A 12,840-nucleotide genomic window follows, 5' to 3' on the forward strand; every position below is an offset into this window, starting at 1 on the left:
AAGGATATACCGTATAGGGTGTTACAAATTCAATATATGAATTTGTACATAAAACATGACTACAAGAAAAAGATTCTGAAATCCTTCTTCCGAAAGAAAATATATGTGCTAGTAATCTTGAAAAAAAATGCTATTATGAAACAGAATAAATAATATTTTTAACAGATTGGATGAAAGAAAATGGAATTGGTAAACTCAATTTTTCAAATACTCCTTACAATGATAACGCCAATTATTATCTTTAATTGGCGTTATCATTGTAATTGGATTTCTATTAGGCTATTTAGAATCTCTCACACGGATGTATTGGTCGAGAGCTTTTGGACGAAAAGGATTCCTATTAACGGCTTGGATCGGTGTTCCTATTCACGAACTTGGACATGCCATTATGTGCGTGCTGTTCCGTCATAAGATTGTAGCAACGCAGTTCTTCCCGACAGATACAAGTCAAGGGGCTTTAGGTTACGTACAACATCAATACAATCAAAAAAGTGTGTATCAACGGATTGGGAATTTCTTCATCGGCATTGGGCCTATTATTTCTGGTATTACTGCACTAATCCTTTTAATGCGCTATTTCGTACCAGAATCATATTTTTTATTTAATACAACTCTCGAAAAAACGATTACTTCTACTTCTATTAATGTAGAAATGATCCAAAACATGCTCTTGTCGACGTTTGTATTATTGAAAAGCTTATTTACAATCGGCAATTTATTGAATCCTTCCTTTTGGTTATTTTTATTTATCTCCATTTGCATTTCCGCACATATCGCTTTAAGTAAACCAGACATTAAAGGATCAATAGACGGTGTTATCGTCATGTTTATCGTTTTATTTTTATTCAACATCATCCCGGGACTGTTTCAATACGACAGTAACCAGCTAATTGGACAGGTTATGAAATATAATATGTATCTCATTGCGTTTTCTAGTGTAGCACTGCTTTTCTCTTGTATTTCTACACTTGTTAGTTTTTCGTTTTATAAAATAAGAAGAGGGCGTTCTTTTTAAACGCCCTCTTCTTATTAATTATTCCCCTTATAATCACAATGCTCAACAGGCACACGAGCATGCCCTTCTTCATCGGTACACCATGACTGTGATTGGAATGCAAGAAAGATACCAATCCATTCTTCTTCCTTCTCGAAGTGAATGAGTATTCCTCCGTCTTGCCATATGCCATCATCACCTTGCCATTTTTCTACATTCCCTTGATTCATGTGAATATCATGTATACCGTTTCCTGGTTTGAAATGAAAATAGGAATCTGGTGTATTTTCTTCTGGTCCCCATCTTTCGCCAAATGCGTAAATAATTGCTTTTTCTTCTATCGCTCGTTTTATATAACGTTCTATTTTTTCATTTAAATCATTATCTGCTCCTGCTTTTTCGGTAGGTAAAGGAATCATTTGTTTTGAGTCAAATAGATTTCCTCTTACATAATCTAAAGCTACTTTCGGTTCATTGTTTTTTATTTCTGTAAAACCGAATGGTAATGTCGGTAAAATATGAATCGCCTCTGACCTAATATTGTTACTCGCAAAATATAAAACTTCTGACGGATAACTTTGCGATTTCACGTTAATTGCAATACGATAATTTACTCCTGTCTCGCCCTGTAAATGAACTTGATAATGAGGTGTTTTCCCTTTTCCAATCTTTGATTGTATAACTGTACCTTTTAACACACCGTAGTTTTTTAGGGGCATACATTTCATCTCCTATTCATTTAGTAGAAGCTATTCATATTTAAATCATTATCCACTCATAAAAAAAATCCTCCTATGTTAGGAGGATTTTTAATTTCTCAACATATACCAAACAATAACTTCTACCACTACAAGCAAAACCGCACCAAAGATCATTAACGTCGTCTTCTTTAATAGTTCATTTTCACGGTAAGGGATATTACATAAGTAAGCACCTAGTGTAATCCGTGATGGACAAGCAATTGTCGCTACTGATGATGCGGTGTTTTGAAGTGTTGTGACATATTGCCACGGGAGTGCTACGTTTTGTGCGGTTTGCATTTGTAGTTTTATAAACATTGCATTTGATCCTACGTTACTACCTGTTAAAAATCCACCAATAGCGCCAATAAACGGAGCAACGAAAACGAAAAAGGTTCCAAATGTTTCACCAGCTGTCTTTGCGAGTAATGAATGCATGCCAGATGCACCCATTAGTTCTGAAATGGCGATAAACATTGTCGTCGTAATAGCAAATGGAATCCATTGTTTAATCGTTTGTGAGAGTGATTGTTTAATAATATTAGACGGGATGCGGAAGAAAATAATAGTAAATAAGCAAGTCATACCGAGCCAAAATCCTGGTGAATATAGTAACTCTAATTTGTAAGAGTATGATTTCAAATCAAGAACCGCATATGATCTGAACAAATCATGTAATGCTGGAACGAGGCGAGAAAGTAAAATACAAACTGTTAGAAATATATAAGGGCTAATAATTTTTATAATGGATACTTCTCTCTCCGTTGCAGCCGCATGTTCTGTTATAAGATTTTGCCCACTTTTTCCTTTTACTTTAATGATAAGAAAGCCAAAGGTAATCGTAACGATAGAACTTAATATCCCGGCTAGTTCAACACTTACGTACGCATTAGAAAGATAGATTCCGAGAGAAAATAATAGAAAGAACCCTACTCCTTCTTTCCACTTTTCTATAACCGCTTGCCAGCCGCCAACAACGTGTAAAGAAAGAATAACGAAGTAAGCAAACATCGGAATACTTAATAGCGCTGTATTTGTGCCAAGTGTTGTAAGAGGCATATTTATTAGCTGCGAACCGATAATCGTACCAGTTGCCATTGCGCCCCATGAACTAGCTAGTAAGCCGATGAATGAGAGTAGTACAGCTTGAAATGGTTTATATCCTAGTGAAAGAAAAATAGGTGCTGCAACCATGAAGCCAATACCGAATCCACTTACTGATTCAATAAGCGGGCAAATGCCAAAACACATAAGCAGCATTTGTAATAAGCGATCCTGAGTAACTGCTTCTAGAAAACGTGCTACTTGATCGATGTACCCCATTTTGTTCATGAGGTGAAATAAAAAAATACCGAAAAATAAAACGTACCCGACAATAAAACAAATTAACCATCCTTTAATCGTTGCGTGCACAGTTTCACTTATCCCTAATTGAAACATTGGCGAGAGTAAAACGATTCCAACAGACACAGCATAAGAAATTAACGAGGACCTTAATGACGTTTGTTTAAATAAAAATAAACAAATGAAAATCATCATAATTGGGATAAGTGCCAACAATATGGCCATGTTATCATCTCATTTCGTTTAAAATACAATTTTTAACTATTATATAACAGATACTATAATTTTCAATTGTTTTTACAACAGATTCAAAAAAGGAACCAAACGGCTCCTTTTCATTCACTCCCATTTTCTATTATCCTGAAAAACGGTCTGCTTTCCGACTATTTCTTTCAACACAACAAACACAATGTAAGTACATATTGCTTGCAATATAATATTCCAAAATTTCATTAATGTAAATGAATGAATCCGTAGAAATAATTCGTTTAATAATACAATCGAAACGATACTAAATAATTCTATACTAATCGAAAATAGACATATTTCTAAAATAGACTGTTCTTGAATGCGATTTAAGTTGGAAAAGATGAATACATACCCTAAAAATAGAGCCATTAACTCTATTTTCGTCATGCTAATGAGCCAAGCGTATAGCGGTACAGTTAAAAATAGATATAGTAGTTTACGTCTTAGCATGCCTTCTCACCCTCTAAATTATATGTATTTTCTGTATATTTTAACATTTATTACGCAAAACAAAAAGAAGAGACTACGCCTCTTCTTTTTGTTTTGTTGCATATATTAATTCACATATTTCTTCTTGCTTTTCATTTTCTAAAAGCTCAATGATCTTACTTCCAACGACAACTCCGTCGCATATTGTAACCATTTCTTCTACATGTTCTTTTGTTGAGATGCCAAATCCAGCGACTACTGGTAAGTTGACGTGTGATTTTACTTTTTCTAAGTAACTATGAATCTCCTCTTTAAAGTTTTGACGTACTCCCGTTACGCCCGCTACTGTAACAGCATAAACGAACCCTTCTGATTCACTCGTAATTTTTTCAATTCTTTCAATAGGACTCGTTACGGTAACGAGTGGAATGAGCGCAATGTTTGCCTCTCGAAGTAACGACGCAATAATATTTTGTTCTTCATACGGTAAGTCTGGAACGATGATGCCGTCTACACCTGCTTCTATACAGTTTTCGATGAATCGTTCTTTTCCGAATGCAAGTACTGGATTTAAATATGTCATGAGTACAAACGGAATTTGCACTTCTTTCCTTACCTCTATTAATGCTTGAAAAATACCTTTTACTGTTACACCGCTATCTAGCGCTCGTTTCCCTGCTCTTTGAATCGTTGGACCGTCTGCGACTGGATCCGAAAAAGGAATGCCGATTTCAACGATGCTCGCTCCTGCTTCATCTAAAAAACGAATTCTTTCTTTTAATTTTTCAAAGCCACCATCTCCGCCCATTACGTACGGAATAAATGCTTTCTTACCATTTTCAAACGCTGCTTTAATTTTTTCTACTCCCATTTTTTACACCTCTTCCATATAACGTTTTATACTCTCTACATCTTTATCTCCGCGGCCAGATAAACAAATGACAAGCCCTTCGTCTTTCTTCATTTGCGGCGCTAATTTTAAAGCGTATGCGACAGCATGTGAGCTTTCTAAAGCCGGAATAATCCCTTCTTTTTTCGTTAATAATTGAAATGCTTCTAACGCTTCATCATCTGTAATCGAATGATAAGAAACACGGCCAATATCTTTTAGTAAGCTATGTTCTGGCCCAACCCCCGGGTAATCGAGCCCTGCTGAAATAGAATGAGCTTCTTGAATTTGTCCTTCTTCATTTTGCAGAAGGTACATCATCGATCCGTGTAAAACCCCAACGCTTCCTTTCGTTAAAGTAGCTGCGTGCTGTTCTGTATGAACGCCTTTCCCTGCTGCTTCTACGCCGTAAAGAGCAACTTCTTCATCGTGTACGAATGGATAAAACATACCCATCGCATTACTACCACCGCCAATACAAGCAACGACTGCTTCTGGTAACTTTCCTTCTAACTCCTCATATTGTTTTTTCGTTTCATTTCCAATTACACTTTGGAAATCACGGACAATTTGCGGGAATGGATGTGGTCCGAGAACAGATCCCATAATGTAGTGCGTATCGTGCACGTGTGCAACCCAGTAACGAAGCGCCTCATTTACCGCATCTTTTAATGTGCCGCTACCTGCCGCTACACTTTCTACTTTCGCTCCGAGTAATTCCATTCGGAACACATTTAATTTTTGACGTCTCACATCTTCTTCTCCCATAAAGATGACACATTCTAATCCGAGTAGGGCACATACAGTAGCGGTTGCCACTCCGTGTTGTCCAGCCCCTGTTTCAGCGACAACTTTTTTCTTGCCCATTCGTACTGCAAGTAGTGCCTGACCGATTGTATTGTTAATTTTATGAGCTCCTGTATGGTTCAAATCTTCACGTTTTAAATAAATCTTTGCACCACCGCAATACTTCGTCATATTTTCAGCGAAATAAAGCGGTGTTTCTCTTCCAACGTACGTTTTTAAATAATGATTTAATTCCTTTTGAAACGCTTCATCTTGCATCGCTTCTTTATATGCTTCTTCTAGTTCTAATACAGATTGCATTAACGTTTCTGGAACGTATCGTCCTCCATATATACCGTAGTGACCTTTTTCATCTGGATATGCGTAATTCATTTGGAACACTCCTTCGCTTGTTTAATAAATTGTTTTATTTTCTTTAGATCTTTCTTTCCTTCTGTCTCTACTCCGCTACTTACATCGACCATGTATGGCTGAATAGTTCGAATCGCTTCTTCTATATTAAGAGCGTTTAATCCACCAGCTAATATCGTTTTCTCTCGCAACTCTTCTGGCATATGCACAAGTAGTTCCCATGAAAATGTCTTCCCATTTCCTCCGTGAAACTTTTCTTTCGGGCTATCAAACAATATATAATCCGTTTCATATGTTTGAGCATTTTTCATATCACTTTCTGAAGTTACTCCTAGTGATTTTATAGACGGAATATTCAATCTTCTAATTTGATAATTATCTTCATCTCCATGTAGTTGTACATGTGTTAACCCGCACTCATCTGCAATTTTCTGGATCACTTCTACTGATTCATTTACGAAAACACCGATTTTTAACACGTTGGCTGGAAGCTCCTGAATGATTTCTTCCGCTCTCTTTGGAGTGATTTTCCGCTTACTTTCTGCAAAAACAAATCCGAGTGCATCTGCGCCGTATTCGCAAGCACGTTTTGCTGTTTCCATATCAGTGATGCCGCAAATTTTCACTTTCATATATTCACCTTACAGTCTTCAAAAAAGTTACTAATAGAAGATGATGTCATAAGTGCCTCTCCAATTAATACACCTTTTGCTCCTGCTTTTTTAACACGAATAATATCTTCTTTTGAATGAATCCCGCTTTCACTAATCCAAAGTAATTTCTCCTCATTCAATCTTTTTCCAAGCTTTTCAGTTTGGCTTAAATCTACTTCGAACGTTTTTAAATTACGGTTATTAATACCAATAACGTGCGGATTTAATACAATCGCAGTTTCTAATTCCTGTTCATTATGAACTTCAACAATCGCTTCCAATCCTTTTTCTAACACGTAGCTATACAACTCTTTTAACTTCTCTTTCGTTAACGCTGCTACGATTAGTAAAATAATATCTGCTCCCGCTTCATACGCTCTATCGATTTGAATCTTATCGATTATGAAATCTTTACATAAAAGCGGAATGTTACTTTCTTCTCTTGCTGTTTGTAAATCGTGAAACGATCCTTTAAAAAATTGACCATCTGTTAAAACAGATACTGCTCCTGCACCACATTTCTCATATGTTCCCACTTGTTTTCGTACGTCAACGTGTAAATTGATATCTCCTTTTGATGGTGATGCTCGCTTTACTTCTGCAATGACAGTAAACTGCTGTAACGCTTCTACAAGTGAATGTGTCTTTCTTTTTGTTTTTACTGGTGTATATATTTCATATAACTCCGCAACTTCCTTTTTCTTCTGTTCTACAATTTTATCTAAAATCGTCCCCACTTTAGTTCACCCTTTCTAATTTTTCGTTGCTTGCTACAATTAATAAGTTTAATTTGGCTAATGCTTTTCCAGAGTCAATGCTATGTGCCGCGAGTTTAATTCCTTCTTCAATCGTTTCCGTTTTTCCATTTGCGAAAAGAGCTAGACCTGCATTTAATAAAACTGTATCACGATAAACACTCTTTTCTCCGCTCAATACTTCAAGCGTAATCTTTGCATTTTCTTTTGAATTCCCCCCTCTAATTTCTTCATTTTTCACTCTTGAAAAACCATACTTTTCTGGATTAATACTCTTTTCTACTATTTCATTATCTTTTAAAAGGACTACGTGATTTTCCCCTTGTAATGACGCTTCATCTAAAAAACCACTTCCATTTACGACAAGCGCTTGTTTCCGGCCTAACTTTTGTAATACTTGTGCAACTGGTAATAACATATCTCGTTTATAAATACCGACAAATTGTGTTTCTAAATTCACTGGATTTGTTAAAGGGCCAATTAAGTTAAAGATCGTCGGCACGTTTAACTCTTTTCTTATTTTCATAATGCGCCTTAGTGCTGGATGCATCGCTGGTGCAAATAAAAATGCAATACCTACATGCTCTAGTAAATAATCAATTTCGTTTGGCGTACTACTAATATTTACACCTAGTTCTTCTAATAAGTCTGCACTTCCTGTTTTACTAGAAACAGCACGATTACCATGTTTTGCAACCTTTACACCTGCTCCTGCCAGTACGAATGCTGATGTTGTGCTAATATTAAACGTTTGAGCACCATCACCACCCGTCCCGCAATTGTCCATTGCTCCTTGTATATGGTTCGAAAACGGCAATGCCTTTTCGCGAAGAGCTCGAACGAGACCGTATATTTCTTCTGCAGTTTCACCTTTCGCTTTCAGTAAGACTAAGAAAGCTGCAATTTCACTTTCTAATATGTTTTCACTTAATAAAAGTAGTCCTGCTTTATACATTTCCTCTTCTGTTAAATGTTGACCCTCCACTAATTTACGAAGATAGTTGTTCATACTCTTTCCTCCTCTTTTACTTCTGTTAAAAAGGCACGGATTAACTTTCCGCCTTCTTCTGTTGCGATTGATTCCGGATGAAACTGTAATCCGAAGAGCGGATAATAATTGTGACGGACTGCCATTATTTCTCCGTCGTCCATCGCTGTCGCTAATATGTCAAAGCACTTTGGCAAGCTCGTTTGCTCTGCAACAAGGGAATGATAGCGCATCGCCGTTAGGGGCTGTGTAACATATGAAAAGATTGACGTTCCGTTATGTTTCACACGCGATGTTTTTCCGTGTTTAATACGCTCTGCTCTAACAATGTCTCCTCCAAATGCAGATATGATCGCTTGGTGGCCAAGACAAATCCCTAATATGGGAACGTTCTTATAAAAATGACGGATGACGTCGATACAAATGCCAGCATCCTCTGGTTTTCCTGGTCCTGGTGAAAGTACAATTCCTCTTGGATTCATCTCTTCTAACTGTTCTATCGTTATTTCATCATTTCTTACAACTACAATTTCTTCTTCATGTTCGCCTAACAGTTGATACAAGTTATATGTGAACGAATCGTAATTATCAATAAGTACAATCATTTCATTACCTCCAAAAGCGCTCTCGCTTTATTTAATGTTTCTTCATATTCAGCTACTGGATCTGAATCGTAAACGACTCCTGCTCCTGCCTGAACGTATGCTTTTTCATCCTTTACGACCATCGTTCGAATGGCGAGCGCCATATCAAGATTTCCTGAAAAACTAACGTATCCAACTGCACCAGCGTATACATTTCTTTTTTCATTCTCTAGTTCATTTATAATTTCCATCGCTCTAATTTTCGGAGCTCCAGAAACCGTCCCTGCTGGTAAGCAATACGCTAACGCATCAAATCCGCCCATTTGTTTTCGCAATGTTCCGTAAACTTCAGATACAATGTGCATAACGTGAGAGTATTTTTCTACTTTCATATATTTATCTATCGTAACCGAGCCGATTTCGCTCACTCTACCAATATCGTTTCGCCCAAGATCTACAAGCATCATATGCTCTGCTCGCTCTTTCTCATTGCCTAACAGTTCTTTTGCGATTTCCTCATCTTCCCTCTTCGTTTTCCCCCTCGGCCTTGTACCAGCAATTGGATTCGTCATCACTTTATCCTCCCTTACTGATAGTAAACTTTCCGGCGAAGAACCGAGTACAACATAATCTTGAAAATCGATATAGAACATATATGGTGATGGATTTGCAATTCGAAGTTTTCGGTATAACCCGAATGGATCCCCAATACATTCACTTTGTAAACGCTGTGATAATACGACTTGGAATATGTCTCCTGCTCTTATATATTCTTTCGCAATTTCTACCATCTCACAAAACTCTTTTTCCGTTATAGAAGAAGTAAATGATAATGTGGATTGTATTGCATTTACTTCAGCTTCTTCTCCTTGTAGCACTTCCTCTTTGTATACTCGTAGCCTTTCGTATACTTCCTCATAATCTGCTGAATCATCTTGCTTGCATACATATACAAACGACAACTTTTGGCGTAAATGATCGTAAACGATAAACTCACGATATAGTAAAAGGTGTACTTCCGGAATATTTAATGGGTCGTGTAAATCCGCTCCAATGTTTTCATACTGCCGAATGACATCATATCCAATATAACCAACTGCTCCTCCGCAAAATGGAAATGGACTGTCTACTTGTGATGGTACGATTACTTCTTCTAACACTTGCAGTACGTTACCTTGTAACTTTTCTGCCCGGCCGTAAATCGTTCGTTCCACTTCCGTACCAACGCTTTTCACTTCTCCATAAGGATTACATCCTAAGTAAGAATAACGCCCTTTATCTTGATGAAGCTGTGAACTTTCTAATAAGAATTTCTTCTTCCCTTTCATACGTCTATATAAAGAAATTGGCGTAATGCTATCTCCTTCTTCTTCAGTGATTACTAAAAATGTCTTTCTCTCTCTTTTTTGTTTTATAAATTCTTCTTTCGTCATCATGTCCTTCACCTCACCCTGAAAAATAAAAAAGTCCTCTACATATCGAAAATATGTAGAGGACGATAAATATACCGCGGTACCACCTCGTGTTGGATGCAAAAGCATCCCGCTTTGTTCAGGTACAAATTTTATACCTTATCCTTGTAACGGCGGAACCCGGGTTGCCTACTGAAAATAATTGTTCAGCATACCTCTCGTAAGCCCATTCCGTATACGGCACCGTACCGGGCTCCCACCTATTCCCGGCTCTCTGTAACGTCTCCAATATACGTACTCTTCTTACTTAAACGATTTCATTTATTTAATTTTTTATACACAAAAAGGGAGTACTCATCCTATAGAAAGGACGGGTACTCCCGTGGTGCCACCTTAATTCGTTACAAATGTAACGCACTTTACCGTATCAAAAACAATACGTGTCTCTTGTATCGATGAGATCATGTCGCCAAAGCCTACTTCTTTCGTTTCGGTTTGGAAGCTCCGAAGCCCATTCCACATCAATTCCATACTGATTCGCACCAACCATCAGCTCTCTGACATGTTCATCATGTGTACTCTTCTTCATCAACGCTTGCATTTTTTTAAGTTGCACTCATTATAGACCTGACTTTTTTCACAAGTCAATACTTTTTCAAAAATTTTATTTTTCTTTCCTTTCAATATTATATTGACAAAACAACCTCTTTTTATGTAAATATAATAAATACTCTATTAAAAATAAGGTTTTTTGTATGAATATTATATATTAAAAAAGTAAAATGACATCAAAAAACGCTTACATTTCTGAAAATTCGTATTTCTATATGGATTTTTCAGAATAATCATGATAGATTATAAAGTGAAACTTTAATCAGTAGGGGTTTGTTCATCCCACTGATTATTAGTTAAATCAATCGGGCATTTACGGGCAGTTGCTCTCGCACCTAACTTCCTTGCCCAGCCAATTTTAAGGTGGGAGTTTTACTGCCCGTTTATGCGGGATAAATATGCATAACGCATCAAAAGACATGACAAAAGGAAGGGGAACTTCATGAGTACGCAGATGTTAACTTTAACTTCAATCTCTATTTACATGCTCGGGATGTTAGTAATCGGCTATTTCGCCTATAAACGAACGTCCAACTTAACAGATTATATGCTTGGCGGGCGTACACTAGGCCCCGCAGTAACGGCATTAAGTGCTGGAGCATCCGATATGAGTGGTTGGCTTTTAATGGGATTACCAGGTGCAATGTTTAGCGTTGGATTAAGTAGTAGTTGGATTGCGATCGGCCTAACACTAGGCGCATACGCAAACTGGCTTTATGTTGCTCCTCGCTTACGTACCTACTCAGAAATTGCAAATAACTCTATTACTATTCCAGAATTTTTGGAACACCGTTTCCACGACAAATCTCATATGCTACGTTTAGTATCTGGACTTGTTATTATGATTTTCTTTACTTTCTATGTAGCTTCAGGATTAGTTTCAGGCGCTGTATTATTTGAAAATTCATTTGGTATGAACTACCACGTTGGATTATTCATTGTTGCAGGCGTTGTTGTAGCTTACACATTATTTGGTGGGTTCTTAGCAGTAAGTTGGACAGACTTCGTGCAAGGAATCATTATGGTAGTCGCTCTTATTCTTGTTCCTATCGTAACAATTATGAATTCGAACGGACTTGGACCTGCATTTGATACAATTCGATCTGTAGATCCAACACGTCTAGATATTTTTAAAGGTGCCTCTACTTTAGGAATGATTTCTCTATTCGCATGGGGCCTTGGTTATGTCGGACAACCTCATATTATCGTACGCTTTATGGCAATTTCTTCTGTAAAAGAACTTAAAAGTGCACGAAGAATTGGTATGAGCTGGATGATTTTCTCTGTTGTTGGAGCTATGTTTACTGGTCTTATTGGTATTGCTTACTATTCACAACAAGAGTTGACATTATCTAATCCAGAGACAATTTTCCTTGAACTTGGGAAAATTTTATTCCATCCACTTATTACTGGATTTTTATTAGCAGCCATTCTAGCAGCGATTATGAGTACAATTTCATCACAGCTACTCGTTACTTCTAGTGCTGTAACTGAAGATTTATATCGTACATTCTTCAAACGTTCTGCATCTGATAAAGAACTTGTATTTGTCGGTCGTATGGCTGTACTTGTTATTGCATTAGTTGGGTGCGCATTAGCGTTTAAACAAAATGATACGATTTTAGCTCTTGTTGGATACGCTTGGGCTGGATTTGGTTCTTCATTCGGACCTGCTATTTTATTAAGCTTATATTGGAAACGTATGACGAAGTGGGGCGCACTTGCCGGTATGATTTCTGGTGCCGTTACTGTTATTATATGGACTCAATTCAAATTCTTAAAAGATTTCTTATATGAAATGATTCCAGGTTTCGCTATTAGTTTACTAGCCATCGTAATTGTTAGTTTACTAACACAACCTTCAAAAGAAGTTAAAGAGCAATTTGAGGATTTCGAAAAACAACATCGTCATAATTTATAAAAAAATCTCTGCTGTTATCATAACAGCAGAGATTTTTTACAGTTCGACAATCTTTTTATCAAATTTAACAAATTCTTTATGTTTCGTTAAATTTAACATAACACTACTCCTT

The 12,840-nt window shown here is 36.9% G+C and carries 11 protein-coding genes, 1 pseudogene and 2 other annotated features; of the genes and pseudogenes, 2 read left to right on the forward strand and 10 right to left on the reverse strand.

Annotated features, from left to right (window positions below):
- The first annotated feature begins 180 nt into the window (after nt 1-180).
- Nucleotides 181-1,015 (forward strand): annotated as a pseudogene (locus tag B9A45_RS23585) (hypothetical protein).
- A 14-nt stretch (nt 1,016-1,029) separates the two neighbouring features.
- Here B9A45_RS23585 and B9A45_RS23590 read toward each other — a convergent pair.
- The 10 genes from B9A45_RS23590 to trpE all read right to left on the reverse strand — a co-directional run bounded on the left by B9A45_RS23590 (nt 1,030) and on the right by trpE (nt 10,219).
- Entirely contained in the window at nt 1,030-1,713 is a 684-nt protein-coding gene (locus B9A45_RS23590; protein ID WP_016109561.1) for a DUF2278 family protein, read from the reverse strand.
- A 90-nt stretch (nt 1,714-1,803) separates the two neighbouring features.
- Nucleotides 1,804-3,303, reverse strand: a complete 1,500-nt coding sequence (locus B9A45_RS23595) for an L-lactate permease (RefSeq protein ID WP_084065207.1) — start codon at nt 3,301-3,303, stop codon at nt 1,804-1,806.
- 114 nt (nt 3,304-3,417) lie between these two features.
- Nucleotides 3,418-3,777 carry a DUF4029 domain-containing protein gene (locus B9A45_RS23600; protein ID WP_000946131.1) on the reverse strand — a complete coding sequence of 120 codons (360 nt, stop codon included), beginning with the start codon at nt 3,775-3,777 and terminating at the stop codon, nt 3,418-3,420.
- A 73-nt stretch (nt 3,778-3,850) separates the two neighbouring features.
- Nucleotides 3,851-4,627, reverse strand: a complete 777-nt coding sequence (gene trpA / locus B9A45_RS23605) for a tryptophan synthase subunit alpha (protein ID WP_000537815.1) — start codon at nt 4,625-4,627, stop codon at nt 3,851-3,853.
- Nucleotides 4,628-4,630: 3 nt separating this feature from the next.
- Complete coding sequence (gene trpB / locus B9A45_RS23610) at nt 4,631-5,824, reverse strand: tryptophan synthase subunit beta (RefSeq protein ID WP_001105021.1); 1,194 nt, start codon at nt 5,822-5,824, stop codon at nt 4,631-4,633.
- Nucleotides 5,821-6,435, reverse strand: coding sequence for a phosphoribosylanthranilate isomerase (locus B9A45_RS23615; RefSeq protein ID WP_000865122.1), 615 nt, complete (start codon nt 6,433-6,435; stop codon nt 5,821-5,823). The genes trpB and B9A45_RS23615 overlap by 4 nt, the downstream gene beginning before the upstream one ends.
- Entirely contained in the window at nt 6,432-7,193 is a 762-nt protein-coding gene (trpC, locus tag B9A45_RS23620; protein ID WP_000536700.1) for an indole-3-glycerol phosphate synthase TrpC, read from the reverse strand. The genes B9A45_RS23615 and trpC overlap by 4 nt, the downstream gene beginning before the upstream one ends.
- A gap of 1 nt (nt 7,194) precedes the next feature.
- Entirely contained in the window at nt 7,195-8,220 is a 1,026-nt protein-coding gene (gene trpD, locus B9A45_RS23625) for an anthranilate phosphoribosyltransferase (RefSeq protein ID WP_001067361.1), read from the reverse strand.
- Nucleotides 8,217-8,804 (reverse strand): aminodeoxychorismate/anthranilate synthase component II, encoded by a 588-nt coding sequence (locus B9A45_RS23630; RefSeq protein WP_000636321.1) that lies wholly within the window; start codon nt 8,802-8,804, stop codon nt 8,217-8,219. Before B9A45_RS23630 ends, trpD begins: the two co-directional genes overlap by 4 nt.
- Nucleotides 8,801-10,219, reverse strand: a complete 1,419-nt coding sequence (trpE, locus tag B9A45_RS23635) for an anthranilate synthase component I (protein WP_142263084.1) — start codon at nt 10,217-10,219, stop codon at nt 8,801-8,803. The genes B9A45_RS23630 and trpE overlap by 4 nt, the downstream gene beginning before the upstream one ends.
- 52 nt (nt 10,220-10,271) lie before the next feature.
- Nucleotides 10,272-10,516, reverse strand: a binding site (T-box leader).
- A 42-nt stretch (nt 10,517-10,558) separates the two neighbouring features.
- Nucleotides 10,559-10,796: a binding site (T-box leader), on the reverse strand.
- A 453-nt stretch (nt 10,797-11,249) separates the two neighbouring features.
- On the opposite strand from trpE, the gene putP reads away from it, so the two are divergent.
- Nucleotides 11,250-12,728, forward strand: a complete 1,479-nt coding sequence (gene putP / locus B9A45_RS23645) for a sodium/proline symporter PutP (protein WP_000107212.1) — start codon at nt 11,250-11,252, stop codon at nt 12,726-12,728.
- The last annotated feature ends 112 nt before the right edge of the window (nt 12,729-12,840 follow it).

The organism is Bacillus sp. JKS001846, from assembly GCF_900176455.1.
Lineage (GTDB): Bacteria > Bacillota > Bacilli > Bacillales > Bacillaceae_G > Bacillus_A > Bacillus_A cereus.